Origin of the sequence: Empedobacter brevis (genome assembly GCF_965118635.1) — a bacterium.
Classification (GTDB): Bacteria; Bacteroidota; Bacteroidia; order Flavobacteriales; family Weeksellaceae; genus Empedobacter; species Empedobacter brevis_A.
The window spans coordinates 21,999-48,799 of the sequence record NZ_CBCPHV010000004.1 but is presented as its reverse complement, the minus strand read 5'-3'; the positions used below and the strand labels follow the sequence as shown (position 1 = coordinate 48,799).

Below are 26,801 nucleotides of genomic sequence, written 5' to 3'. Positions count from 1 at the left end.
TTTTATATTTAATCCAATAATTCTTCGTCTTTTTTCGATAACATCACTGCTCCAATCATTGCAGAAATAAACAAAATACTGCTCAACTCAAATGGTAAAACATATTCTGAATATAACAATGATCCTAAATTGTGAATCAATCCTAAATCTCCTGTTCCCATTTCTATAGCTGTGTTTGCAGCAGCTTGATTTTGTGAGAAGATACCAATTGTTAAAGCAACAAATAGCAAGGAAATTAAACTCGCTGCTAATACTTTTGCTGGTCGACCAAAGGATTTCTTTTCACTATTCAGATTCATTAACATCACCACAAATAAGAACAATACCATAATTGCTCCGGCATAGACAATTACATTTACAATTGCTAAAAATTGTGCATTTAACAAAACATAATGTCCACTGATGCAGAAGAAGGTTACGATTAAATATAAGATGGAATGAACAGGATTTTTACTGAACACCATTAATAGCGCACTTAACACCGTTAAGCTCGACAACACATAAAATAAAATTAGAGGTAATTCCATTAATTTGCAGCTTTTTTCGGGATTAATAAATCTTCTTTCGAATAGATGAAATTCTTACGTTGGAAACTTGCTGGTGGAACTGTTTGCGATAAATAAACAGCATCTTTTGGGCAAGCTTCTTCGCAGAATCCACAGAAAATACAACGCAACATATTAATTTCATATTTCGCTGCATATTTTTCTTCGCGATAAAGTTTTTCTTCACCTGGAAGTCTTTCTGCTGCTTCCATTGTGATTGCTTCTGCTGGACAAGCCAAGGCACAAAGTCCACAAGCTGTACAATTTTCACGATCTTCTTCGTCTCTATTCAAAACATGTAGTCCTCTAAATACCGGACTAAATGGTCTTTGTTTTTCTGGATAACTAATTGTTGCTTTCTTCGAAAAGAAGTGCTTCAATGTAATCATCAACCCTTTTGCGATAGAAATCAAATAGATACTTTCCCAAAAAGTAAGGGGTTTACGTTCTACTTGTTTTACTCTATTTGTAATTGGTTTCATACTTTTAATGATTTTGATGATTCTACTTATTTAATAATAAAATCACTAAGCCTGTAATTAACATATTAATTAATGCTAAAGGCAATAATTTTTTCCAACCTAAATTCATTAATTGGTCATATCTGAAACGAGGAATTGTCCAACGTACCCACATATAGAAGAAGATGAAGAAACAAGCTTTTCCAAATAATGAAAGGAAATTAAGAATTGCCGTTCCATTTACTCCGATAGAGTTTACTAATGTTGCATCATCTACAAATGGAATATCGTATCCGCCAAAATATAAGGTAGAAATTACCACAGAACTGATAAACATATTAATATATTCTGCGAATAAGAAGAATCCCATCTTCATAGAAGAATATTCAGAGTGATATCCTCCTACCAACTCGTTCTCTGCTTCTGGTAAATCGAAAGGTGTACGATTTGTTTCTGCAAAAGAACATACCAAGAAAATAATAAATCCTAATGGTTGTAATAAGATAAACCATGCATGCTCTTGTTGATAATGTACAATATCGCTCAATTTTAAAGAACCTGTCATCATCAAAATTGTGATTAACACGATTCCCATTGGCAATTCGTACGAAATTATCTGAGAAGCTGCACGTAAACCTCCCATTAATGAATATTTGTTGTTTGACGCCCAAGCACCAATCATAATTCCATAAACACCCAAACTTAATACACCTAAAATGTATAAAAATCCGATGTTAACATCTGCAATTTGTGGGACAACTACTCGATCTCCAATCTCGAAAGCTGTCGACCAAGGAATAACTGCGCCTGTCATACAAGCTACAATCATGGCCAAAGATGGACCTAAGATGAATAGAAATTTATTCGAATCTTTTGGTGTAATTTCCTCTTTCGAGAATAATTTTAAACCATCGGCAAGAGGTTGTAATAAACCAAATACACCTGCGCGGTTTGGTCCTATACGATCTTGTAAAAATGCTGCAACTTTACGCTCAGCCCAAGTAGAATACATGGCAACAACTAATGCAAAACCAATCATTACGCCTACTAAAGCTAACTTTTCTAATGCATCAGCAATAAATTCTTCTGTCATTTTGTTAATTTTATTTACGAATGATTAATCTTTAAAATCTTTACTTGTTGCTGGTCCATCGATTTTAGATAAATCACGATTTGGTTCATTTACTTGAGAAACCGAATGAATATCTAATAAAATTTTTGGTTCGCGTTTGATAACTTTTGGAAGTGTTTCTTTTGGCTCCACTTTATTCTCAAAGTAATGACCTTGACGAACAACAGAAGCTTTAGAAATTTCAGATGGTTTTTCTAATGTCCAATCGTTGATATCTTTTTTATCAAAACGACATGTATTACAAATCCAATCTTTTACTTCGTTAAATTCATCTTTACGTGCTGTAACACGGAAAACTTCGTTTCCACGGAACCAAACTTGCGCTTTACCAGAACAAGTTGGACAATCGCGATGTGCATCAACTGGTTTTAAGAACCAAACACGATTTTTGAAACGAAATGTTTTATCTGTTAATGCTCCTACTGGACAAACATCAATAATATTTCCGATGAATTCGTTATCTAAACTTTTGTTGATATGTGTTGAAATTTCAGCATGATCTCCACGATTCATCACGCCATGTTCACGACAACCTGTTATTTGATCCGCTGTTTTTACACAACGATAACATAAAATGCATCGGTTCATGTTCAACTGAATGTTTGGACCTAAATCTTCTTTTGGGAATGTACGACGATCAAATTCGTAACGCGTTGCTTCTGCTCCGTGTTCGTAACTTAAATCTTGTAATTTACATTCTCCTGCCTGATCACAAACTGGACAATCTAAAGGATGATTGATTAATAATAATTCAACAATTCCTTTACGCGCTTCAACTACACGATCAGATGTTTTATTGCCTACAACCATTCCATCCATTACCGTTGTACGGCAAGACGGAACTAATTTTGGCATTGGACGAGGATCTGCTTCACTACCTTTTGATACTTCTACCAAACACGTTCTACAGTTTCCTCCTGTATTTTCTAATTTACCGTAGTAACACATCGCTGGAGGTGCTACTTCTTTACCAATCATACGAGCGGCTTGAAGGATCGTTGTTCCCGCAGGTACTTCAATCGTTTCGTTGTCGATGGTAACTTTAAATAATGGTGTTTCTTCTGCCATCTTCGTATTAATTTGCGGTTTCTTTAATTTCGATAGGATCAGCGTAATGTGCTAAACCAAAATTACGCGTCAAACATTCTTCTGGATTATTAATATGCCATTCGAACTCATCACGGAAATGACGAATTGCTGCTGCAACTGGCCAAGCCGCTGCATCTCCTAATGGACAAATTGTATTTCCTTCGATTTTTCGTTGAACATCCCATAACAATTCGATATCAGACATTTTTCCTTTTCCTTCATCGATTCGTTTCAAGATTTTTTCCATCCATCCAGTTCCTTCACGACAAGGAGAACATTGTCCACAAGATTCATGTCGATAGAAACGAGCCAATGTATAGGTATGATAAACTACATCTTGATCTTCATCTAGGACAATAAATCCTCCTGAACCCATCATAGTTCCTGTTTGGAAACCTCCTTCCGATAAACTTTCATAATTCATGTATCGAGGTTTACCTTCAGCCGTTTTCAATAATAAATTTGCAGGAACAATTGGAACAGAACTTCCTCCTGGAATACATGCTTTAAGACGTTTTCCATTTGCAATTCCTCCACAATATTCATCTGAATAAATAAATTCTTCGACTGTAATTGTCATATCAATTTCATAAACGCCTGGTTTATTAATATTCCCACAAGCTGAAATTAATTTTGTTCCTGTTGAACGACCAACTCCAATTTTAGAATATGCTTCTCCTCCAATTTCAATAATTGGAACGATTGCAGCAATTGTTTCTACATTGTTCACTACGGTTGGTCTTCCCCATAAACCTTTTACAGCTGGAAAAGGCGGTTTTAAACGAGGGTTTCCACGTTTACCTTCTAACGATTCTAACAAAGCTGTTTCTTCTCCACAGATGTAAGCTCCTCCTCCTCGTTGAACATAGATTTCTAAATCGAATCCTGTTCCTTGAATGTTTTTACCTAACCATCCTGCTGCTTTTGCTTCGTCGATTGCTTCATCTAAAATTTCTGCAACCCAAGCATATTCTCCACGTATATAGATAAATGAAGTATTTGATCCTAAACAATAAGATGAGATAAGGATTCCCTCTATTAATATATGAGGAATATATTCCATCAAGAAACGATCTTTGAATGTTCCTGGTTCAGATTCGTCCGCATTAACAACTAAATGTCTTGGAATTCCTTCTGGTTTTGCCAAAAAGCTCCATTTCATTCCTGTTGGAAATCCTGCTCCTCCACGACCTCTTAATCCAGAAGTTTTTACTTCTTCTAAGATTTCGTCTGTTGTCATTTTCAATGCTTTTTCAGCATTTGCATAACCTCCGTTTTCGCGGTAAGCTTGATAATGACGAATGCCTGGAACATCAATATTTTTTAACAGTAATTTTTGTCCCATTATGCTAATTTTTTCAATTCCTCGATTAATTCGTCTACTTTTTCGATCGTTAAATGCTCTCGATAAGTTTTTCCTAATTGCATCATTGGGGCATAGCCACATGCTCCTAAACATTCGGCTGGTTTTAAAGTAAATAAACCATCTGCCGAAGTTCCTCCAGCTTCAATATTTAATTTTGTTTTGATATGCTCGATAATTTTGTCTGAACCTCTTAACATACAAGGTCCTGTTTGACAAACTTCTAACACAAATTTCCCTACAGGATTTAGATTAAACATTGAATAGAATGAAGCTACTTCGTAAACTTCTACTGGTAAAATATTTAATACTTCTGCAACATAATCTAAATGAGGTGTGTCTAACCAACCACCAAATTCAGCTTGTGCCACATGAAGTAAAGGAATCAATGCACTTTGTTTTTTATCCTCTGGATAACGTGCAATGATTTTATCTACTTTTTGTTGTGTTTCTTCTGAAAATTGAATTGCCATTTTTAATAAATTTTATTAAGCATCTAATTCTCCAGCGATTAAATTCAAACTACTCATTGTAATAATGGCATCTGAAATCATTGATCCTTCGATCAATTCTGGATAAGCTTGATAATAAATGAAACAAGGTCTACGGAAATGTAAACGATATGGCGAACGTCCACCATCTGAAACGAAATAATAACCCAATTCACCATTTGCAGCTTCTATTGAATTATAAATTTCTCCTTTTGGCATATCTAGCTCTCCCATAATAATTTTGAAGTGATAGATTAACGCTTCCATTTTTGTGTAAACATCTTTTTTTAGTGGTAAATAGAAGTCTGGAGCATCGGCATGATATTGCGTTGCTTCTTCTCCTTCTAAAGCATCAATTTTTGCAATTGCTTGCTTGATGATACTTAAACTTTGCCACATTTCTTGACCGCGAACTAAAAATCTATCGTAACAATCTCCTGTTGTACCAACTGGAATATCGAATTCGAATTCTTCGTAACGTGAATATGGTTTTGCGACACGAACATCATAATCTACACCTGCAGCGCGTAAATTTGGCCCTGTGAAACCATAGTTTAATGCTCTTTCAGCAGAAATTCCTCCTACACCTTGTGTACGATCCATGAAGATTCTGTTACGTAAAAATAAGTTTTCGAATTCTGTTAAAACATCTGGAAACTCTTTTACGAAACGGTGAATTTTAGCCCAAGCTGTTTCAGAAAAATCACGTTCGAAACCACCAATACGACCAATATTTGTCGTTAAACGAGATCCGCAAATTTCTTCGTAAATTTCGTAAATCAACTCACGGTATTTCATCATATAAAGGAATCCTGTAAATGCTCCTGTATCAACACCCATAATCGAATTACAAACGATATGATCTGCTACACGTGCTAATTCCATGATGATGACACGCAAATAAGAAACTCTTTTTGGAACTTCAATTCCAACAAATTTTTCTACTGTCATGTGCCAACCTAAGTTATTTAACGGAGCCGAACAATAATTTAAGCGATCTGTCAAAGGTGTGATTTGATACAAAGGTTTGCGTTCTGCAATTTTTTCAAAAGCACGATGTATATACCCAACTGTAGGAACAGCAGATTTGATGATTTCACCATCAATCTCTAAAATATTTTGAAATACCCCATGTGTTGCAGGATGTGTTGGTCCTAAATTTAAGGTAATTGTGCTTTTTTCTAACGAACCATCTGGAAGATCAAGATGTTTTAATTTTTTAGTTTTCTCTTTTCCCATGGTTAATTTACTTTTACATTAAAACCTCCATAATTAAAATCTCCTCCTCGTCCAAACATATCATCGTCTTTGTCTTTACGTGTTTGATCCTCTAACGGGAATTCTTTTCGTAAAGGGAAATAATCCATTTCTGGAACATTCATCACACGAATTAGATTTGGATGTCCGACGAAATCAACTCCAAAGAAATCATACGCTTCACGTTCTAACCAGTTTGCTGTTTCGAATAACTTTGTTGCAGTAAAAATTGAAGGTTTTTCGATTGATAAAGGAAATTTCAAACGAACTTCAACATTCTCGTACATATTATAAACCAAATAGGTTACAACTAATTCTTCTCCAACATTATTAGGATAATGAATAGCTGTTAAATCTTTTAAAAATTTAAACGCTAATTGCTCTTCATCATATAAATATTGTAGAATCTTTAGATTAAAATCTTTGTTTGCATAAATCGTTAATACACCAAAGTTTTCTTCGTATCCGTATATATTTTCTTGAAACTTCTGAACCAAACGGTCTTTTATAAATGAATTGTCCATTATTTCAACTTATTTAATTCCATAACTTGCTAAAAGTTGCTGATATTCTTCACTACTTCTACGACGTACACTTTCTGACTCTACCAATTCTTGAATACGCATTACACCATCGATAATTGCTTCTGGACGAGGCGGACAACCTGGTACATATACATCTACAGGAATTACTTCGTCAATTCCTTGTAATACTGAATATGTATCAAAAATACCACCTGAGCTTGCACAAGCTCCAACTGCCATTACCCAACGAGGTTCTGCCATTTGAATATAAACTTGTTTTAGAACTGGAGCCATTTTTTTAGAAATTGTACCCATTACCATTAACAAATCGCACTGACGTGGCGTAAAAGCTAAACGTTCAGATCCAAAACGTGCCAAATCGTATGTCGATCCCATTGTCGCCATAAATTCGATTCCGCAACAGCTTGTCGCAAACGGTAAAGGCCAAATTGAGTTTTTACGTGCTAATCCAACAACTTTTGATAATTGCATTGCCATAAAACCCTCACCTTCAAAACCACCTGGAGATTCAACAATCTTCACATTGGTATTGTGTGTTACTGGTCTTTTATTATGAATCATTATACTATTATTTTAGAAATTAAATGCTCTATTTCTCCCAATTTAGAGCTCCTTTTTTGCGTACATATAAGTACATAACAAAGAATAAACCAACGAATGTTACAACTGCTGCAAATCCTTCCCAACCTAATTCTTTAAAATTCGCTGCATAAGGATAAAAGAAAATAACTTCTACATCAAACAATACGAACAAAATGGCTACAAGGAAATACTTAATTGCGAAAGGTTGTCTTGCATTTCCTACTTTTTCAATTCCAGACTCAAAATTTTCTAATTTTTCATCTGTTTTTCTCGATGGCCCAAGCAAATGAGTCGCAACGATAGTACCTGCTACAAATGCAAAAGCAACTAGAAAAAGAATGAGAATAGGAATATAACTTGATGCTGTTTCCATAACTACTTTACTATATTTTCCAACAAAATTTTATCGTTAAAAATAATAATAAAATATTAGAATGCTCATTTTTAAATTCTATCTCAGCGAGTTAGATAACAATTATGATAAAATGAAGCTATTTTATCAAATCAAGAATATTTGTGTTAAAATAAAAAAAGAAGAATTAACAATTTAGTCAATTCTTCTTTCTTATTTTATTATATTACTAATTTTTAGTTAAAATATCTAAAGAGTTAATAATTTATTAAGGTTTTGCAAGGCTTCATGTACTGTTTTCACACCTTCGAATCTTAACAACAATGTAGGATATTCTTCTCCTTTTTTGGGTGATTTTTCCTTAAAACTGATGTTTTTAGGGTTATTTTGTACATAATTTAAAATTAATCTAAATTCATCAGATTGGTAAAATTCACTTTGTGGCTTATTGATAAAGTAAGCTAAAAGCACTCCATTTTTCATGACCAAACGTTCAAAACCTAATTTTTTACTAATCCATTTCAATTGAATTGATTGTAATAAATTTTCAGCTTCCACTGGTAATTTACCAAATCGATCAATCAAATTATTTGTAAATGTTTGCAAGTCGGTTTCGGTTTCTATATCGGCCAATTCTTTATATAACAACAAACGTTCTTCTGAACTTTCAATATATTCATCTGGGAACATAATTTGCAAATCAGAATCAATCTGTACATCTGAAACATAGGATTTAACTTCATCTGATTTTTGATCTTCGAATAAATCTTTGAAATCTGTTTCTTTTAATTCTTCAATGGCTTCATTCAAGATTTTTTGATAAGTTTCGAATCCAATATCCATCATAAACCCTGTTTGTTCTGCTCCTAAAAGATTTCCAGCTCCACGAATCTCTAAATCTTTCATCGCAATATTAAATCCTGAACCCAAATCAGAAAATTGCTCAATCGCTTGCAAACGCTTGCGCGCTTCATCTGTTAAAACAGACAACGGAGGCGCAACTAAATAACAAAAAGCTTTACGATTGCTTCGCCCTACTCGTCCACGCATTTGGTGTAAATCTGCCAATCCGAAATTTTGTGCATCATTAATCAAAATTGTATTTGCATTTGGAACATCTAAACCAGATTCAATGATTGTTGTTGATACAAAAACATCGTAACGTCCATCAATAAAATCGAGTAAAACAGCTTCTAACTCTTTTCCATCCATCTGTCCATGACCAATTGCAACACGAGCATCTGGAACCAAACGCTGAACCATTCCTGCAATATCTTTTAATGATTGTACACGATTATGAATAATGTAAACTTGTCCTCCTCGTTGCATTTCATACATAATCGCATCTCGAAAAACTTCTTCATTAAAACCAACCAATTGCGTATCGACAGGTTGACGATTAGGCGGAGGCGTTTTGATAACAGATAAATCTCTGGCAGCCATCAACGAGAATTGAAGTGTACGAGGAATTGGAGTGGCTGTTAATGTTAATGTATCTATATTTTCGCGAAGTGTTTTTAATTTATCTTTTACTCCAACACCAAATTTATGCTCTTCGTCTACAATTAATAATCCTAAATCTTTGTATTCTATTTTTGGATTAACCAATTGATGCGTTCCAATTACAATATCTACTTGACCAGATTTTAAACCATCTAAAACAGCTTTTTTCTTTGCTCCAGTCACAAAACGATTAAGATAAGCTACTTTTACAGGTAAATCTTTCAAACGTTCAGAAAAAGTCTTGAAATGCTGAAAAGCCAAAATTGTTGTCGGAACCAAAACGGCAACTTGTTTACCATCGACAGCAGCTTTCATTGCTGCACGAATTGCAACTTCCGTTTTTCCAAAACCAACATCACCACAAACCAAACGATCCATTGGTCGTTCCGATTCCATATCTGCTTTTACATCTTGGGTTGCTTTGTATTGATCTGGCGTATCTTCATAAATAAAAGATGCTTCCAATTCATTTTGCAAATATGTATCAGGTGAATAGGCAAAACCTTTTCTAGCTCTACGTTTTGCATATAATTTAATCAAATCGAAAGCAATTTCTTTTACTTTTGCTTTCGTTTTATTCTTTAAATTTTTCCAAGCTGGCGAACCTAATTTCGAAATTTTTGGTTCTTGACCATCTTTTCCTCTAAATTTTGCAATTTTATGTAACGAATGAATATTAACATACAGAATATCATTGTTTTGATAAATCAATTTTATCGATTCTTGTGTTACTCCATTATTATTCAAACGTACTAAACCAGCAAATTTTCCAATTCCATAATCAATATGCGTTACAAAATCTCCCACTTGTAGCGAATTGATTTCTTTTAACGTAATTGCTTCTTTCTTTGAAAACGAATTTCGAAGATTGAATTTATGATAACGTCCAAAAATTTGGTGATCTGTATAGCATGTCAATTTTATTTCATCATCAATAAAACCTTGATAAATGGAACCTAAAACAGGAATATAAGAAACTTCTTTTCCGATATCTTCAAAGATTTCTTCGAAACGTTTTATTTGATTTTCATTCGAACAAATCAATGCATTTTTATAACCATTTGTTTTGTGTTCATTCAAATCATCAATTAATAATTCAAATTGTTTATTAAAACTTGGTTGAGGTTTGAATGGAGATTCTATTTCTTCAACTGTTTCAAAATAAGATTTCATCGAACATTCTATCAATCCAAATGATGAAATTTGTTGAAGAAATCCGTTTTCATTCAGAAATAGTTGATTTGGTTCTGCTTGTTTTATTTCTCCTTTTAATTCAGAAAAAGCATTTTCTGCTTGTTCAAAATTTCTAGCAATTTGTTTGGCTAAAACTGAAAAATTTTTGGCAATAATTAAACTATCCTTTGGAATATATTCTAAAAAGCTTTCACGATTTTCGTTAATCGATTTACTTTCGAGATTGGGAATAATCGTAATTTCTTTTGTTGTTGCAATCGACAATTGATTTTCTATATCAAATGTTCTTATTGTTTCTACCTCATCACCAAACAAGGAAATACGATAAGGATGCTCGTTCGAGAATGAAAAAACATCAATAATTCCTCCACGAATAGAGAATTCGCCTGGCTCAGAAACAAAATCAACTCGATGAAAATTATAAGATGATAAAACTTCTGTCAGAAAATCAATTCCTAAATCATTTCCAACTTTTACTTTTAATGTATTCGTTGTCAATGCTTTTTTAGTTACTACTTTTTCTGATAATGCTTCTGCATAAGTTACAATAATTTTTGGACGTTTTGAATGCGAAAGCACATTCAAAACTTCTGTTCTAATTACAACATTTGCATTGTTTACTTCCTCTATTTCATAAGGACGTTTATAAGACGATGGAAAAAATAGAATCTGCTCTTTATCAAATAATGTTTCTAAATCATTCAACACATAAGCAGCTTCTTCCTTATCATCAAAAATTAGAATCGTAGGACGAGCAACACGATCATACAAATGACCAGTTACAATACTTAATCCTGAACCCAAAAATCCTTTGATATTGACTTTATGTCGTGAATTATTTTTAAAATCTACAATAAGCTTCTGTACGAAATCTGATGAATCGTATAAGCTAAAAATATTTTGAATAGTTTTCTGTTCCAAAGTTTTACAAATATAAAATTTTACAAACTTATTTTTAAGCAATCTTCAAAAAAAGTAATGTTAAAATGCGAATATGCGATTAATAAAAATTTTTTAAGAACTTTCTAAAAAAAGTTTAGCTAAGTTAAAAAAATTAGTTCTAGCTTTGATTTATCAAAAAGAGAAAAATGAAATTAGTTCACAACATTATCAACTTAATTATTTTAGTCATTCTTATTCCAAGGAGTGGTAATTAGTTGTGTACGTACAAAATAACAATTAAAGCCACTTCTTAATGAAGTGGCTTTTTTTATGGATAAAAATTAATTAAACAATATTATGCAAAACAATTTCTTCATTATTATCATCATTATTTTAGTCTTAGTCTTACGATTAGGAAAGGTGATTTTATGACGAATTTTTTGAACAATTTTTTATAAGCCACCTTTATTAAAGGTGGCTTTTTTTATGTTTTTAATACAAAAAAATATCAATAAACAAGAATGAAAAACAACAACGATACACTAAAAAAACACAGCCGAACCGTAACGCAAGATGATACTTTACCCGCTTCGCAAGCTATGTTGCATGGAATTGGTCTTACTAATGCAGATCTAAATAAACCATTAATCGGAATTGCAAGTATGGGATATGATGGAAATACATGCAATATGCACCTTAATCAATTTGCGCAATTGGTTCAAGATGGAATGAAAGCCGAAAATCTAATCGGTTTAAAATTTAATACAATCGGAATTAGTGATGGAATTACCAACGGAACTTCTGGAATGCGATATTCTTTAGTGAGTAGAGAAATTATTGCAGATTCTATCGAATCTGTTTGTGCAGCACACTTTTATGACGGAGTTATCACAATCCCTGGATGTGACAAAAATATGCCTGGATCTATTATGGCAATGGGACGTTTGAATCGACCTTCAATTATGATTTATGGCGGAACAATAGCTCCGGGACATTATAAAGAAGAGGAATTAAACATCGTTTCGGCATTTGAAGCATTAGGAAAAAAATTAAACGGAAATCTTGATGACAAAGATTTTTGTGGAATTATTCAGAATGCTTGTCCTGGGCCTGGCGCTTGTGGAGGAATGTACACTGCGAATACAATGGCAGCAGCAATTGAAGCTATGGGAATGAGTTTACCTTATTCATCATCTTATCCTGCACTTAGTCAAGAAAAGAAAAATGAATGTTTAACTGCTGCTCATTATCTAAGAATTTTATTAGAAAAAGATATTAAACCAAGTGATATCATTACGAAGAGTTCTTTAGAGAATGCAATTAAAACAATTGTTGTTTTGGGCGGAAGCACAAACGCTGTTTTACACATGTTAGCAATAGCTGCAACTATGAATATTGAATTATCATTAGATGATATACAAGCAATCAACAATAGAACTCCTGTCCTTGCAGACTTGAAACCAAGTGGAAAATATTTGATGGAACATTTGAGCAAAGTTGGTGGAATTCCTGCTGTTTTAAAATATCTATTGCAAGAAGGATTAATAGAAGGAAATTGCTTAACTGTTACAGGAAAAACATTAGCCGAAAATTTAGCAATGATTCCTGATTTAGATTTTTCGAAACAAAATATTATTCGTCCATTATCTCATCCAATAAAAGAAACAGGGCACTTACAAATGCTTTACGGAAATCTTGCTCCAGAAGGATCTGTATCAAAAATATCTGGAAAAGAAGGATTTTATTTTAAAGGTAAAGCGCAAGTTTTTAATAGTGAAGTTGATGTTTTAAAAGCTATAGAAGATTTACAAATAAAAGCTGGAAGCATTATCGTCATCCGAAATGAAGGTCCAAAAGGAGGTCCAGGAATGCCAGAAATGTTAAAACCAACATCTGCTATTATCGGAGCTGGTTTAGGGGACAAAGTTGCTTTAATAACAGACGGGCGATTTAGTGGAGGAACACATGGATTTGTCGTCGGACATATTACACCAGAAGCTTTTGAAGGAGGTCCAATTGCATTAGTAGAAAATGATGACCTCATCGAAATTGATATCAACAAAAACGAATTAAATCTTTTAGTTGATGAAAAGATATTAGAAAATCGAAAAAATAATTGGAAACAACCCTCATTAAAAGTAAAAAATGGAGTCTTATACAAATACGCAAAACAAGTCGGAAATGCTTCAAAAGGATGTCTTACCGACCAATAAAATAACTAAAACATCAGGATCACAAGCAATTATTAATGCTTTATTATGCGAAGGAGTTACAACAGTTTTTGGTTATCCTGGTGGTGCAATTATGCCTATATACGATGCTTTGTATGATTATAAAGATCAATTAGAGCATATTTTAGTTCGTCATGAACAAGGTGCTATTCATGCCGCTCAAGGTTATGCAAGAACATCTGGTAAAGTGGGTGTTGCATTTGCTACAAGTGGTCCAGGCGCGACTAATTTAGTAACCGGAATTGCAGATGCTATGATTGATAGCAATCCTATTGTATGTATTACAGGGCAAGTTTACGCTTCACTTTTAGGAACTGATGCTTTTCAAGAAACAGACGTAATCAATATTACCAATCCTATTACTAAATGGAATTACCAAATTACAGATGCAGAAGAGATAAATGATGTTTTAGCAAAAGCATTTCATATTGCATCTTCTGGAAGACCAGGACCAGTATTGATTGATATTACAAAAAATGCTCAAATACAACTCATTGAAAGTAAAAAATATAAAAAATGTACTCACGTTCGTAGCTATAAACCAGAACCAGAGATAAGAACTGAATATATTAAGTCCGCTGCTGAAATCATTAATCAAGCAAAGAAACCATTTGCAATTATTGGCCAAGGAATACTGCTTGGAAAAGCTGAACAAGAATTAAAAGATTTCTTAGAAAAATCTGGAATTCCAGTAGCAACAACTTTAATGGGATTAAGCTCTTTAGATACAGATCATCCACAATATGTTGGTTTATTGGGAATGCACGGTAATTATGCTCCTAATGTCAAAACAAATGATTGTGATGTATTAATTGCTATAGGAATGAGGTTTGACGACCGAGTAACTGGTCGCTTAGATAAATATGCAAAACAAGCTAAAGTCATTCATCTTGATATTGATCCAGCAGAAATTGGTAAAAATGTAAAAGTTACAGTTCCTGTTTGGGGAGATTGCAAAAAAACTCTTCCATTATTAACAAATTTGATTAATCAGAATAATCATTCCGAATGGTTAAAAGAATTTAGAAATCTCGAAAAAGAAGAGCAAACAGAAGTTATTGATAAAGAATTCTATCCAACATCTAATGCGATGTCAATGGCTGAGGTGATTAAAACATTAAATGAGTTAACAAACGGAGAAGCAGTAATTGTTACAGACGTTGGGCAACATCAAATGTCAGCTTGTCGTTATGCAAAATTCAAAGATTCTAAGCTTTTGGTTACATCAGGCGGATTAGGAACAATGGGATTTGGATTACCAGCTGCAATTGGTGCATGGTATGGTGCTCCCAAAAAAGATATCGTTATGGTTTGTGGAGATGGAGGTTTCCAAATGACTTTGCAAGAAATGGGAACTATTATGCAATTCGGAGCAAAAGTAAAAATATTAATTCTAAACAACAGCTTCCTAGGAATGGTTCGTCAATGGCAGGAACTATTCAACGATAAACGTTATTCTTTCGTAGACATTACTAGTCCAAATTTTGTTGCTCTTGCAGAAGCATATCAAATAAAAGCTCAAAAAATTGATGCGAGAAATGAATTAAAAAATGCATTAAAAGAAATGTTAGCTCATGATGGCTCTTATCTTTTAGAAGTAGTTGTAGGCAAAGAAAACAATGTTTTTCCAATGGTAGAACAAGGCACAAGCGTTTCTGAAATTAGATTAAAATAAATTATTATGGACTCAAAACAAGAATATACAATTACATTATATACAGAAAATTCTATTGGAATTTTGGGAAGAGTTGCAGGAATTTTTACTCGAAGAAAAATTAATATTGAAAGTCTAAGCACTTCTCCATCAGAAATAGAAAATGTTCATCGATTCACAATTGTTATTGAAGAATCCGAAGAAGTCGTTCGAAAACTTTGCATGCAAATCGAAAAACAAATAGATGTTCTAAAAGCTTATTACAACAATAATGACGAACTAATTTGGCAAGAGCAAGCTTTATACAAAGTTCCAACCAATATTATTGCAGAAAAAGCATATGTAGAACGTTTACTGCGTCAATATGGTGCAAATACAGTCGTAATTCGCAATGATTACACCGTTTTTGAAACAGCTGGTCATCGTGAAGAAATTGACAATCTTACGCATGAACTTACAAAATATGGTTTGATAGAATTTGTTAGAGGAGCTAGAATAGCCATTATAAAAGCAAGCGCTGGTTTTCATGAAAAGCTATTACAATTCGAAAAAAACGAACCAGCCAAAGAAGTCATCGAAAATGAATTCCTAAACGAAGGAAAATCAGTTTTCACAATGTAATTTCAAATAATCCAATTAATAATCGAAGAAAAAAAAGACAAAATGACTAATTACTTTAATACATTATCATTAAGAGATCAATTAGATCAACTAGGGCAAGCAGAATTCCTAAATAATACAGAATTTACAAATGGTACAAACGCATTAAAAGATAAAAAAATTGTGATTATAGGTTGTGGAGCACAAGGATTAAATCAAGGATTAAATTTACGTGATAGTGGTTTAGATGTTTCTTATGCGCTACGTAAAGAAGCTATTGAACAACAAAGAGATTCTTGGAAAAATGCAACAAGTAATAATTTTAAAGTAGGCACTTTCGAAGAATTAATTCCAAACGCTGATATAGTTGCAAATTTAACACCAGATAAACAACATACGCAAGTAATCAATACCATACAACCTCTTATAAAAGAAGGTGCTACACTTTTATATTCTCATGGATTTAATATCGTAGAAGAAGGCGTACAAATTCGCAAAGATATCACGGTGATAATGGTTGCTCCAAAATGCCCTGGTTCAGAAGTTCGCGCAGAATATTTAAGAGGTTTTGGTGTTCCAACATTAATTGCTGTTCACCCAGAAAATGATCCTGAAGGAAAAGGACTAGAACAAGCAAAAGCATATTGTGTAGGAACTGGAGGACATAAAGCCGGAGTTTTAAAATCTTCATTTGTAGCAGAAGTAAAATCTGATTTAATGGGAGAACAAACCATTCTATGTGGACTCTTACAAACTGGTTCTATTCTTTCTTTTGAAAAAATGATCGAAAATGGAATTGATGCTGGCTATGCTTCAAAATTAGTTCAATATGGTGTGGAAGTAATTACTGAAGCCTTAAAACATGGAGGAGTTAGTGGAATGATGGATAGATTAAGTAATCCTGCAAAGATTAAAGCCTTTGAATTATCAGAAGAATTAAAAAACAATATGCGTCCATTATTCCAAAAACATCAAGATGATATTATTTCTGGTGAATTTAGCAAAACAATGATGGAAGATTGGGCAAATAATGATAAAAACTTATTAAAATGGCGAGCAGAAACTGGAGATACAGCTTTTGAAAAAACACCAGCAGGTGATGTAAATATAACAGAACAAGAATACTTTGATCATTATACATTAATGGTTGCTTTTATTCGTTCTGGAGTTGAATTAGCTTTCGAAACAATGGTAGAAGCAGGAATTAAACCCGAATCTGCCTACTACGAATCATTACACGAAACTCCACTAATTGCAAATACAATTGCTCGTAAAAAATTATTCGAAATGAATCGTGTAATTTCTGACACAGCAGAATATGGTTGTTATCTTTTTGATCAAGCTTGTAAACCTTTATTAAAAGATTTCATGACAAAAATAAACGTAGACGTTGTGGGAAAAAATTATAACGAAGGAAAAGACAACGCTGTTGACAATGCAACATTGGTACATATAAACGACGTTTTACGTAATCATCCTGTCGAAATCGTAGGAAAAAAACTTCGTAAAGCTATGACTGCTATGAAAACCATAAAAACTACATAGTCAAACAAAAAGTAGAATTAACAAAACTTATAAATAGTGAATTATGGCAAACGGGCTTAAAAGTGAAAAAACTGAAGCCTTAGGCGTTTCGCTTGACGAAGTAAACTTAGCACAAATGAATTTGAAAGGAGTTGCCAAAAATACTCCTTTTGATTTCAACGAAAATTTAAGTCGTCAATTTGAAGCAAATGTCTATCTAAAACGAGAAGATTTACAAGTCGTCCGCTCATATAAATTACGTGGAGCTTATAATAAAATCGTCCAGTTATCACAACAAGAAAAAAACAATGGTGTAATCTGTGCAAGTGCAGGAAATCACGCACAAGGTGTGGCATATTCTTGCCAACAATTAAACATAAAAGGTAAAATTGTAATGCCAACCACAACACCTCAACAAAAAATAAAACAAGTAAAATGGTTTGGTAAAAATCAAATCGAAATTATTTTACATGGCGATACATTCGATGATGCTTCAACTTATGCACATCAATTATCTCAAGAAGAAAATATAACATTCATTCATCCTTTTGATGACGAAAAAGTAATTGCTGGACAAGGAACCGTTGCTTTAGAAATTCTAAATCAATGCAATAATCCTATCGATTACATTTTTGTTCCAATTGGTGGCGGAGGATTAGCATCTGGAGTAATTTCTGTTTTCAAAACACTTAGTCCAAATACAAAAATTATTGGTGTTGAACCCAACGGCGCAGCAAGTATGACAGAAGCTATAAAACAAAAAAAATCGGTTACATTAGCTTCAATCGATCCTTTTGTAGATGGTGCAGCTGTAAAAAAAGCAGGTGAAAAAACCTATAAAATCTGTTCAGAAGGATTAGAAACAACTTGTTCAGTTCCAGAAGGAAAGGTTTGTTCGAGTATTTTACGTTTGTATAATGAAGATGCAATTGTTGTAGAACCAGCGGGCGCTTTAAGCGTTTCGGCTTTAGATTTTTTCAAAGAAGAAATAAAAGGAAAAAATGTAGTTTGTATACTTAGCGGCAGTAACAATGACATTACGCGAATGGAAGAAATAAAAGAAAGAAGTTTGCAATACGAAGGTTTAAAACATTATTTCATTATCAATTTTCCTCAACGAGCTGGCGCTTTAAAAGAATTAGTGAACGAAATTTTAGGTAAAAATGATGATATAACATATTTTCAATATACACAGAAAAACAACAAAGAAACTGGACCAGCAATTGTTGGAATCGAGCTGGATAAAAAAGAAGATTTAGATGGCTTGATTTTTAGATTAGAAAATCATCATTTTAATTATCAATATCTAAATACAGATAACACTCTTTTTTCACTAATGATTGGATAATTTTATTAATGTTAATCGATTATTCAAAAAAAGCAAAACTTCTAAATAACAATAGAAGCTTTGCTTTTTTATTGATTCTTATTAATTAATGAAACTTTAAATTTAGAATAAAATTTTCTCAATTATTCAACAACCAATTTTTTAAATCATCGAAATCATTTTTCATCATTACTTTATTCGATTGTCTTAATTTCAATTCTTCTACTTCTTTCGGATAAACTATTTTGTATTGTATTTCATTCGGGAAAACTTCAGGAAATTTACACGGATGCGCAGTCGATAAAAACACCACTAATTCATTTTCATCTTCCTTTTTCTCTTGATATTCCTTCGCTGCCAACCACGCAATCGACGTATGCGGACAAGCAATATAATTGTATTCTATATTTATTTCTACAATTGCATTTGTCGTTTCTACATCAGAATAAGATTTCGAAATCATTTTTGATTTTAATTTTTCTACATCTTGTTCAAAAAACTCCATCACACGAACCCAATTACTTGGATTTCCAACATCCATTGCATTTGATAAAGTTTGCACAGAAGGTTTCGGTTGATAATTTTCGGTTTCTAAAAATACAGGAACAGTATCATTCTCGTTTGTAGCTGCTACAAATTGTTGCACATCCAAACCTAATTTTGAAGCCAAAATACCTGCCGTAATATTTCCAAAATTTCCACTTGGAACAACAAAAGAAACTTTTTCAAAACCTTTTCTTTTTGCTTGAGCAAACGCTTCAAAATAATAGAATGATTGTGGAATTAGTCGAGCAATATTAATTGAATTAGCTGAGGTTAGATTGAGATTATTCATCAAATCTTTATCTAAAAAAGCTTGCTTAACCAATGCTTGACAATCATCAAAAGTTCCATCAATTTCTATTGCACGAATATTTTTTCCATTTGCTGTTAATTGTAATTCTTGTATCGGCGAAACTTTTCCTTTTGGATATAATATCGTTACTCGCGTTCCTTCTACTCCGAGAAATCCAAGTGCTACAGCTCCTCCTGTATCGCCAGAAGTTGCAACCAAAACATCTAACAATTGATTGTCTTTTTTGGAATAATGTGCCATTATACGACTCATAAACCTTGCTCCAAAATCTTTGAATGCAAAAGAAGGTCCGTGAAACAATTCTAAAACAGCTAAATCATCTTCTAAAAACACCAAAGGTGCAGGAAAATTGACTACTTCATCAATCAAATTATTTATCGTTTCTTCAGAAAAATCATCTTTTAACAAATGATTCGTTACTTTTTTAGCAATCTCTTGAAATGAATAATCCGCTATCGAATTCATCCAATTTTCATCTAACTTTTCCAATGACAAAGGCATATATAATCCTTTATCTTCTGGTAAAGATTGAAAAACAGCGCGCTTAAAATCAACTTTATTTTTATGATTATTTGTACTATATAATTCCATTGTTATTGTTTTATGTAAGGTCCTTGTTGATTAATTTTAGAGACAAATGATAGATGTTCTATTTTTTTTAGTTTCAAAAAATCATGCAATTTTTGTTCGATATTTTCAGCATCCAATTTACTTTTAGAAAGCGCCATAACAGTTGGTCCAGAACCAGATATTCCGAATGTTAAAGCATTATTTTCGAGTGAAATACTTTTCATTTCATTAAAATACGGAATCAACAAAGAACGGCTTGGCTCAATAATATCATCTTGCATCGAACGACCAATCTCTTCGTAATCATTCTCGTAAAGTGCAGCAACCAAACTTGCAATATTTCCCCATTGTTTAATTGCTTTACTCAATTGTACTTTGTCTTTAATTAATTTTCGCGCATCCTTTGTTGGCACTTCTACTTTTGAATAAATCAGCGTAACATATAAATTGTCTGGAACAGGCAAAGAACGCACTAAAAGTGGTTCGTAAGAAGGAATTAATGTTATTCCTCCAAATAACGATGGCGCTACATTATCTGCATGAGCTGCGCCACAAGCCAAACGTTCTCCTTCCATACAATAAGGTAAAAGTTCGTTTTTGGAAAGTGGTTTTCCTAACAATTCGTTTAATGCAAAAAGTCCGGCAACTGTACTAGCAGCACTTGATCCTAAACCGCTTCCAATTGGCATTTTTTTGTGTAATTCTATTGATAAACCAAAAGATTCTTGTAAACCTAAATCACAAAATAATTTCCATGCCGAATGAGAAACTGTATTTTTCATTGCATCCAAAGGTAATTTTCCTTCATCTCCTGTAATTGTTAGAATTTCTATTCCTAATTTTTCTGTTTTTTTCATGATAACTTCATCACCAGGATAATCTACCGCAAAGCCCAAAATATCATATCCGCAAATCATATTCGCTACTGTTGCAGGAGCAAAAACATGTACTTTTTCTAAAAATTTAGCTTGATCAAGCTTATATTTATTTTCGATTATTTGATTCATCTTTTATCGTATTGAACTTATATTAACTAAATCTGCAAAAACACCAGCCGCAGTAACTTCTGCTCCAGCTCCAGGACCTTTCACAACCAAAGGACGTTCTTTGTATCGTGCTGTTGTAAACGAAATAATATTATCGCTTCCTGACAATGCATAAAACGGATGTTGATCATCAACTAATTCTAACGAAATTGATATTTTTCCATCTTCTAAAATCCCAATGTAACGAATCACTTTCTGCTCAGCTTCAGCTTGATGTTTTATCTTTTCGAAGTAATCATTTTCATTGGCTAATTCTTTGTAAAAATCTTCTACAGTTTTGACTTCTAAACAAGATTTTGGTAAAATAGAATCTATTTTTACATCTGCAGCTTCAATTTCAAAACCATTATCACGAGCAAGAATCAACATTTTTCGCATAAAATCTATTCCACTCAAATCATCGCGAGGATCTGGTTCTGTATACCCCAATTCTTGTGCTTTTTTCACCACTTCGGCAAATGTATTTTCACCTTTAAAATGATTGAAGATATATGAAATTGTTCCTGATAAAATCGCTTCAATTTTTAGAATTTGATCTCCGCTCATTCGCAAATCTTTCAAAACACTAATAATTGGCAAACCGGCTCCAACATTTGTTTCATAAAGAAAATCTATTCCATATTTTCGAGCAGTTTCTTTCAAATCTTTATAATCTTGATAAGAAGAAGAATTCGCTATTTTATTACATGTTACAACAGAAATATTACTTTCGAAAATCTGCTTATAATAATTCGGTAAATCAGAACTGGCTGTATTATCAACAAAAACGCAATTTGGCAAATTGTACTGTTTCATTTTTCGGATAAATTCATTCAAATCAGCTTGTATAAAAGAATGTTCTAATTCATTTTTCCAATTCGATAAATTGATTCCATTTTCATCAAACATCATTTTTTTAGAATTTGATAATCCGACTAATTTTATCTCGATATCATTATTTTTTGCTAAAAATTCTTTCTGCTTTTCTAGTTGATTTAAAAATGTAGAACCAATATTTCCTACTCCAACATTGAAAACATGAATTGTTTTTTTCAAATGATTAAAAAATGCATCATGCACAGCATTTAGCGCTTTTGATAAATCTTTTTCGCTAATCACAACCGAAATATTATATTCTGACGAACCTTGTGCAATTGCTCTTACATTTATTCCGTTTCGTCCTAACGCATAAAACAACTTCCCCGAAACACCAACTGTTCTTTTCATGTTTTCTCCAACAATTGCAATAATCCCAAGATTTTCTTCAACTTCGATTGGTTCCAACCATTTTGCTGCAATTTCTAAACAAAATTCATCTTCAATTAATTGTTTCGCTTTTTCAACTTCATTATGATGAATCGCAAGCGTAATACTATGTTCTGACGAAGATTGTGTAATCAAAACAATGTTGATATGATGCTGTGCTAAAAGTGAAAAAAGTTTTCCGCTAAAACCTAATTTCCCAACTAAACCACTTCCTTTTATATTGACTAATGCAATTTCTTTGATCGACGAAATTCCTTTGATTGGAAAATCTGTTGGTTGCGAATCAAACTGTATTTTAGTTCCTTCGAAATCTGGCTGAAATGTATTTTTAATTAAAATTGGAATTCTAAGTTTAAATGCTGGAGCCATTGTTGGCGGATAAATAACTTTTGCACCGAAATATGACAATTCCATCGCTTCTGTATATGATAAGTTTTCTATAGAAAAAGCTTTGTTTACAAAACGAGGATCTGCAGTCATCATTCCATTTACATCTGTCCAAATTTCTATTTGTTCTGCATGCAGAGCTGCACCAATCAATGCTGCTGTATAATCAGAACCACCTCTTCCCAAAGTTGTCACTCGTCCATTTTCATTCCCCGCAATAAAACCTGTTACAACCAATAATTTGTCAGAATTATCCTTTGCCAATTGTTGAATATTCTGAAAAGATTTTTCTTCGATAACATTCGCTTGACCAAAATTATGATCCGTTACAATATAATCAGATGCATTAATTGCTAATGAATTTTCACCATTTTCTTGCATCACTTTAGCGATTAACAAAGCGCTGCATCTTTCTCCAAAACTCAATATCAAATCTTTTGCTTGAGGACTTAATTCTTTCAGAATCTCAACGCCTTCTAACAATGCTTCCAATTCATTCATCAATAATTTTAATTTTGTTAAAATCGGATTTTGATTCGGGACATCGATTAAAGCTTTTACGATTTCGAAATGTTTGTCTTGAAAAAGTTTTAAATCATTTTCATCAAAATTTCCTGAAGAAGCTTCTTCGGACATTTTTGTCAATAAATTGGTTAAACCAGAAACAGCAGACACAACCAAAATAATTGAGTTATTTTGTTGCCTTTCTTTTTTAACAATTTCTACTACCGCGCGGATACTTTCTATTGATCCTACTGATGTTCCTCCGAATTTTAAAACTTTCATAATTTGAATTTTGATCATAAAAAAAAGCATCTTCCTATTGAGAAGATGCTTTTGCATTATTTTTTAAAAAATTAAATACATAACAAGGCTCCTCTAAGTGTAAACACTAGAAGTTGTCGTTGTTAAAATAATTGTATTTAATCCGTTTTGTTTCATATTGATACTAATATACAAACTTTTTTAATAAATCATTAAATATTTATTCTTTTTTATATTTATTTTACTGAATCATTTTTGACAGCTAAAGAATCCGATACTGGATTTATATCATTTGAATAACCAACAACAATTCCATCTAACTTATCTACTCTTCTTACTTTAAAAGTTTCTATTCCTTCAGCTCCTTTAAAAGAGACTTTATAAACAGCTTCATAAACTGTTTTGTCTCCATCTTCAAGTGGTGTCATTTTCTCGAAATTATAAACATCTACAGGACCGTATTTTTTTATCGGAGCATTTAGTTCATCAACTGATACTCCTTCTACTTTTGCAAACAAAGAATCAGGCTTATCTGCTCTATATTTGTAAACATCTAAAATAGCTTCCTTTACTTTATAATCTGGTAAATCTGATTTTTTATTACAAGCCGTTAAAGCTAAAAGACCACCAACGATTAGTAATGCACTTGTTTTCATAATTCTTATTTTTTTGTGTTAATTGACTGTAACTAATTTAATAAGAAAAAAAATAATAAACAATTATTTTTTTTATAATCAATGAGATAGAAAATAAAAAAAGTCAATTCTTAACAGAATCAACTTTTAAATATTTTTATAATTGTAAGATGTTTTTACACTTCAAAATTTACATAAAAACCTTCGTGTCCACGAACATTGAAAACTGTATTATCTTCAAAAATTAAATACTGACCTTTTATTCCTTTTAAAATGCCTTCAATTTCAGGTGTTTTTTTCAGGTTTAAGGATTTTACTTTTTCAGGATAAGATAAAACTGGATATTCTAATTTGTAAACTTCTGGTTCATCAACCAAAAATTGTTGAAATTCTTCATTCACCTGATTTCTAATTTCGTGATATTTTTCAAACAAATTAACTTCAGGAACATCATTTTTCAACATTCTTTGCCAATTCGTTTTATCTGCAATTACATTCTTAAGTGAAACCTCTATCATTCCAGCTTCATAACGATTATCAGTTCGTGCAATAATAATGGCTTCCGAAGCTCCTTGATCTATCCAACGTGTTGGGACTTGCGTTAAACGCGTTACACCAACTTTTATTCCCGACGAATTTGCTAAATATACAATATGCGGTTGCAATTCAAATTTCATTTCGAATTCTAAATCACGTTGTCCTATTCCTAAATGAGCAGTGGAAAGTTCTGGATTGATAATACTTGGATTAGCTTCTGGAACAGTAAAAAAACAACTTTTACAATATCCCATTTGATAAATTTCTTTATCCTCATGACAGTTTAAACATTCGTAATGATCAAAGCTAATTTTGATTTTTTTTCCTAACAATTGATTCATCACGATAAAATCATTCTTGAAATTCCAATAATACGTGATTGGCGTTCCATTTTCAGTTGTCATTTTACGAATTTGTCCTTCAAACTGCATATTGCTAAAAAAGTTTAATTAATTTTGTGTAAATCTACAAAACTTTTAACGGATGGGAATAGTCAATAAGATTATGGAAATTATGATGCGTAGCCGAATGAATGTCATTGAGGAAAGCATCAAAAATCCAGTTGGTACACAAGAACGTGTGTTGTTTGAGAATATCAAAAAAGCCAAATCGACTATTTACGGAAAAGAATTTCATTTTGACGAAATTAAAACAATTCAGAAATTTCAAGCGCAAGTTCCTGCTGTACATTACGAAGATTTCCAGCCTTATATTGAATTAGCTCGAAAAGGTGAAAAAGATGTTACTTGGCATGGAAAAATAAAGTGGTTTGCAAAATCTTCTGGAACGACAAATGCAAAAAGTAAATTTATTCCAATTAGCAACGAATCCTTAGAAGATTGCCACTATGCTGCTGGAAAAACAATGTTTGCATTGTATTTGAATGCTTATCCAGAAACAGATATTTTCTTACATAAAAATCTAAGAATTGGTGGAAGTAGTGAACTTTATCAAAAATATGATACGCGTTTTGGAGACTTGTCTGCAATTTTGATTGATAATTTACCTTTTTATGCTGAAATGAAGAACATTCCGAATCGTGAGATTTCCTTGATGTCTGATTGGAATGTCAAAATGAATGCAATTATCAATGCGACTAAAAATGAAGATGTTGGTTCATTAACAGGCGTTCCTTCTTGGATGTTAGTTGTTTTGAACAAATTATTAGCCGAAACTGGAAAAAACTATTTGGATGAATTATGGCCAAATCTCGAAGTATTTTTTCATGGTGGTATAAGCTTCAAACCTTATGCAGAAAACTACAATTTAATTACGAAGAAAAATTTAAATTATTTCGAATTATATAATGCTTCCGAAGGTTTCTTTGGAATTCAGGATCAATTACACAGCAAAGATTTATTGTTATTATTAGATAATGGAATCTTTTACGAATTTATCCCGATGGAAGAATTTGGTTCAGAAAATCAACGCTATTTAACAATTGGAGAAGTTGAAGTTGATAAAAATTACGCAATGGTTATTACAACAAATGGAGGTTTGTGGCGCTATATTATTGGTGATACAGTCCGTTTTACTTCTACAAATCCACATCGAATTGTTGTTTCTGGACGAACAAAACATTATATCAATGCCTTTGGTGAAGAATTGATGGTTGAAAATGCCGAAGAAGCTTTGAAAAGAGCTTGTCAACAAACAAATTCTATTGTTTCTGAATATAGTGCTGGACCTGTTTTTATGCAAGGAAAAGAAAAAGGGACGCACGAATGGATTATTGAATTTGATAAAGAACCTGAAAATTTCGAACAATTTATTGATTGTTTAGACAAAGGTTTACAAGAAGTTAATTCGGATTACGAAGCAAAACGTTACAATAACATGACGCTCAATCGTCCAATTGTACACAAAGCTCGTACAAAATTATTCATGGAATGGATGGCTTCTCGTGGAAAATTAGGCGGACAAAACAAAGTTCCTCGTTTATCCAATACAAGAGAATTTATAGAACCTTTAATAGAGTTGAATCAAAAATAAAATTAAAGAAAGAGAATTGTAAGGTTCTCTTTTTTA

The 26,801-nt window shown here is 32.6% G+C and carries 22 protein-coding genes; 6 read left to right on the top strand and 16 right to left on the bottom strand.

The features are described from left to right. Positions 1-8: 8 nt before the first annotated feature. From ACMHJW_RS06600 to mfd, 11 genes are all read right to left on the bottom strand, one after another. Entirely contained in the window at positions 9-527 is a 519-nt protein-coding gene (locus tag ACMHJW_RS06600; protein WP_413532623.1) for an NADH-quinone oxidoreductase subunit J, read from the bottom strand. After that, positions 527-1,027: an NADH-quinone oxidoreductase subunit NuoI gene (nuoI, locus tag ACMHJW_RS06595; protein WP_413532622.1), complete on the bottom strand. Its 501-nt coding sequence runs from the start codon at positions 1,025-1,027 to the stop codon at positions 527-529. Before nuoI ends, ACMHJW_RS06600 begins: the two co-directional genes overlap by 1 nt. Positions 1,028-1,049: 22 nt before the next feature. Beyond that, positions 1,050-2,099, bottom strand: a complete 1,050-nt coding sequence (nuoH, locus tag ACMHJW_RS06590) for an NADH-quinone oxidoreductase subunit NuoH (protein ID WP_413532621.1) — start codon at positions 2,097-2,099, stop codon at positions 1,050-1,052. Between the two features lie 24 nt (positions 2,100-2,123). Next, the gene (locus tag ACMHJW_RS06585; protein ID WP_413532620.1) at positions 2,124-3,206 is read right to left on the bottom strand and encodes a 2Fe-2S iron-sulfur cluster-binding protein; all 1,083 of its coding nucleotides are present in this window, start codon (positions 3,204-3,206) and stop codon (positions 2,124-2,126) included. A gap of 7 nt (positions 3,207-3,213) precedes the next feature. Further along, positions 3,214-4,572 carry an NADH-quinone oxidoreductase subunit NuoF gene (gene nuoF, locus ACMHJW_RS06580; protein ID WP_413532619.1) on the bottom strand — a complete coding sequence of 453 codons (1,359 nt, stop codon included), beginning with the start codon at positions 4,570-4,572 and terminating at the stop codon, positions 3,214-3,216. After that, entirely contained in the window at positions 4,572-5,063 is a 492-nt protein-coding gene (gene nuoE, locus ACMHJW_RS06575; RefSeq protein WP_413532618.1) for an NADH-quinone oxidoreductase subunit NuoE, read from the bottom strand. Before nuoE ends, nuoF begins: the two co-directional genes overlap by 1 nt. Positions 5,064-5,078: 15 nt before the next feature. Then, positions 5,079-6,320 carry an NADH-quinone oxidoreductase subunit D gene (locus ACMHJW_RS06570; protein WP_413532617.1) on the bottom strand — a complete coding sequence of 414 codons (1,242 nt, stop codon included), beginning with the start codon at positions 6,318-6,320 and terminating at the stop codon, positions 5,079-5,081. A gap of 2 nt (positions 6,321-6,322) precedes the next feature. Continuing rightward, entirely contained in the window at positions 6,323-6,862 is a 540-nt protein-coding gene (locus tag ACMHJW_RS06565) for an NADH-quinone oxidoreductase subunit C (protein WP_413532616.1), read from the bottom strand. 9 nt (positions 6,863-6,871) lie between these two features. Beyond that, a complete protein-coding gene (locus tag ACMHJW_RS06560; RefSeq protein WP_413532615.1) occupies positions 6,872-7,444 on the bottom strand; it encodes an NADH-quinone oxidoreductase subunit B in 573 nt (190 codons plus the stop codon). Positions 7,445-7,472: 28 nt separating this feature from the next. Continuing rightward, entirely contained in the window at positions 7,473-7,838 is a 366-nt protein-coding gene (locus ACMHJW_RS06555) for an NADH-quinone oxidoreductase subunit A (RefSeq protein WP_413532614.1), read from the bottom strand. Between the two features lie 228 nt (positions 7,839-8,066). Continuing rightward, positions 8,067-11,435, bottom strand: coding sequence for a transcription-repair coupling factor (gene mfd, locus ACMHJW_RS06550; protein ID WP_413532613.1), 3,369 nt, complete (start codon positions 11,433-11,435; stop codon positions 8,067-8,069). Between the two features lie 482 nt (positions 11,436-11,917). On the opposite strand from mfd, the gene ilvD reads away from it, so the two are divergent. From ilvD to ilvA, 5 genes are read left to right on the top strand one after another with little or no spacing between them, the layout of a single operon-like run. Continuing rightward, entirely contained in the window at positions 11,918-13,609 is a 1,692-nt protein-coding gene (gene ilvD, locus ACMHJW_RS06545) for a dihydroxy-acid dehydratase (protein WP_413532612.1), read from the top strand. Beyond that, complete coding sequence (ilvB, locus tag ACMHJW_RS06540) at positions 13,542-15,302, top strand: biosynthetic-type acetolactate synthase large subunit (RefSeq protein WP_413532611.1); 1,761 nt, start codon at positions 13,542-13,544, stop codon at positions 15,300-15,302. The genes ilvD and ilvB overlap by 68 nt, the downstream gene beginning before the upstream one ends. A gap of 6 nt (positions 15,303-15,308) precedes the next feature. Then, a complete protein-coding gene (gene ilvN / locus ACMHJW_RS06535; protein ID WP_413532610.1) occupies positions 15,309-15,902 on the top strand; it encodes an acetolactate synthase small subunit in 594 nt (197 codons plus the stop codon). A 42-nt stretch (positions 15,903-15,944) separates the two neighbouring features. Further along, positions 15,945-17,426: a ketol-acid reductoisomerase gene (ilvC, locus tag ACMHJW_RS06530; RefSeq protein ID WP_413532609.1), complete on the top strand. Its 1,482-nt coding sequence runs from the start codon at positions 15,945-15,947 to the stop codon at positions 17,424-17,426. Positions 17,427-17,469: 43 nt separating this feature from the next. Continuing rightward, the gene (gene ilvA / locus ACMHJW_RS06525; protein WP_413532608.1) at positions 17,470-18,753 is read left to right on the top strand and encodes a threonine ammonia-lyase IlvA; all 1,284 of its coding nucleotides are present in this window, start codon (positions 17,470-17,472) and stop codon (positions 18,751-18,753) included. A gap of 118 nt (positions 18,754-18,871) precedes the next feature. On the opposite strand, the gene thrC is transcribed toward ilvA, so the two are convergent. The 5 genes from thrC to ACMHJW_RS06500 all read right to left on the bottom strand — a co-directional run bounded on the left by thrC (position 18,872) and on the right by ACMHJW_RS06500 (position 25,204). After that, entirely contained in the window at positions 18,872-20,179 is a 1,308-nt protein-coding gene (gene thrC / locus ACMHJW_RS06520) for a threonine synthase (protein WP_413532607.1), read from the bottom strand. Positions 20,180-20,181: 2 nt separating this feature from the next. Then, positions 20,182-21,165 (bottom strand): homoserine kinase, encoded by a 984-nt coding sequence (locus tag ACMHJW_RS06515; protein WP_413532606.1) that lies wholly within the window; start codon positions 21,163-21,165, stop codon positions 20,182-20,184. A gap of 3 nt (positions 21,166-21,168) precedes the next feature. Further along, entirely contained in the window at positions 21,169-23,622 is a 2,454-nt protein-coding gene (gene thrA / locus ACMHJW_RS06510; protein ID WP_413532605.1) for a bifunctional aspartate kinase/homoserine dehydrogenase I, read from the bottom strand. 215 nt (positions 23,623-23,837) lie between these two features. Continuing rightward, positions 23,838-24,257, bottom strand: coding sequence for a hypothetical protein (locus ACMHJW_RS06505; protein ID WP_413532604.1), 420 nt, complete (start codon positions 24,255-24,257; stop codon positions 23,838-23,840). Between the two features lie 155 nt (positions 24,258-24,412). Further along, positions 24,413-25,204, bottom strand: a complete 792-nt coding sequence (locus ACMHJW_RS06500; protein WP_413532603.1) for a DUF2797 domain-containing protein — start codon at positions 25,202-25,204, stop codon at positions 24,413-24,415. 52 nt (positions 25,205-25,256) lie between these two features. On the opposite strand from ACMHJW_RS06500, the gene ACMHJW_RS06495 reads away from it, so the two are divergent. Further along, a complete protein-coding gene (locus ACMHJW_RS06495) occupies positions 25,257-26,765 on the top strand; it encodes a GH3 auxin-responsive promoter family protein (protein WP_413532602.1) in 1,509 nt (502 codons plus the stop codon). The last annotated feature ends 36 nt before the right edge of the window (positions 26,766-26,801 follow it).

Excerpts from the sequence above, each read along its gene's own strand:
- ACMHJW_RS06570 (WP_413532617.1), bottom strand. The coding sequence starts at position 6,320 with ATGGGAAAAGAGAAAACTAAAAAATTAAAACATCTTGATCTTCCAGAT.
- ACMHJW_RS06565 (WP_413532616.1), bottom strand. The coding sequence starts at position 6,862 with ATGGACAATTCATTTATAAAAGACCGTTTGGTTCAGAAGTTTCAAGAA.
- ilvB (WP_413532611.1), top strand. The coding sequence starts at position 13,542 with ATGGAGTCTTATACAAATACGCAAAACAAGTCGGAAATGCTTCAAAAG.
- ilvN (WP_413532610.1), top strand. The coding sequence starts at position 15,309 with ATGGACTCAAAACAAGAATATACAATTACATTATATACAGAAAATTCT.
- ACMHJW_RS06495 (WP_413532602.1), top strand. The coding sequence starts at position 25,257 with ATGGGAATAGTCAATAAGATTATGGAAATTATGATGCGTAGCCGAATG.
- ACMHJW_RS06600 (WP_413532623.1), bottom strand. The coding sequence starts at position 527 with ATGGAATTACCTCTAATTTTATTTTATGTGTTGTCGAGCTTAACGGTG.
- ACMHJW_RS06555 (WP_413532614.1), bottom strand. The coding sequence starts at position 7,838 with ATGGAAACAGCATCAAGTTATATTCCTATTCTCATTCTTTTTCTAGTT.
- ACMHJW_RS06500 (WP_413532603.1), bottom strand. The coding sequence starts at position 25,204 with ATGCAGTTTGAAGGACAAATTCGTAAAATGACAACTGAAAATGGAACG.
- ilvC (WP_413532609.1), top strand. The coding sequence starts at position 15,945 with ATGACTAATTACTTTAATACATTATCATTAAGAGATCAATTAGATCAA.
- ilvA (WP_413532608.1), top strand. The coding sequence starts at position 17,470 with ATGGCAAACGGGCTTAAAAGTGAAAAAACTGAAGCCTTAGGCGTTTCG.
- nuoE (WP_413532618.1), bottom strand. The coding sequence starts at position 5,063 with ATGGCAATTCAATTTTCAGAAGAAACACAACAAAAAGTAGATAAAATC.
- nuoI (WP_413532622.1), bottom strand. The coding sequence starts at position 1,027 with ATGAAACCAATTACAAATAGAGTAAAACAAGTAGAACGTAAACCCCTT.
- nuoH (WP_413532621.1), bottom strand. The coding sequence starts at position 2,099 with ATGACAGAAGAATTTATTGCTGATGCATTAGAAAAGTTAGCTTTAGTA.
- ACMHJW_RS06560 (WP_413532615.1), bottom strand. The coding sequence starts at position 7,444 with ATGATTCATAATAAAAGACCAGTAACACACAATACCAATGTGAAGATT.
- ACMHJW_RS06505 (WP_413532604.1), bottom strand. The coding sequence starts at position 24,257 with ATGAAAACAAGTGCATTACTAATCGTTGGTGGTCTTTTAGCTTTAACG.
- thrC (WP_413532607.1), bottom strand. The coding sequence starts at position 20,179 with ATGGAATTATATAGTACAAATAATCATAAAAATAAAGTTGATTTTAAG.
- ACMHJW_RS06585 (WP_413532620.1), bottom strand. The coding sequence starts at position 3,206 with ATGGCAGAAGAAACACCATTATTTAAAGTTACCATCGACAACGAAACG.
- ACMHJW_RS06515 (WP_413532606.1), bottom strand. The coding sequence starts at position 21,165 with ATGAATCAAATAATCGAAAATAAATATAAGCTTGATCAAGCTAAATTT.
- nuoF (WP_413532619.1), bottom strand. The coding sequence starts at position 4,572 with ATGGGACAAAAATTACTGTTAAAAAATATTGATGTTCCAGGCATTCGT.
- thrA (WP_413532605.1), bottom strand. The coding sequence starts at position 23,622 with ATGAAAGTTTTAAAATTCGGAGGAACATCAGTAGGATCAATAGAAAGT.
- ilvD (WP_413532612.1), top strand. The coding sequence starts at position 11,918 with ATGAAAAACAACAACGATACACTAAAAAAACACAGCCGAACCGTAACG.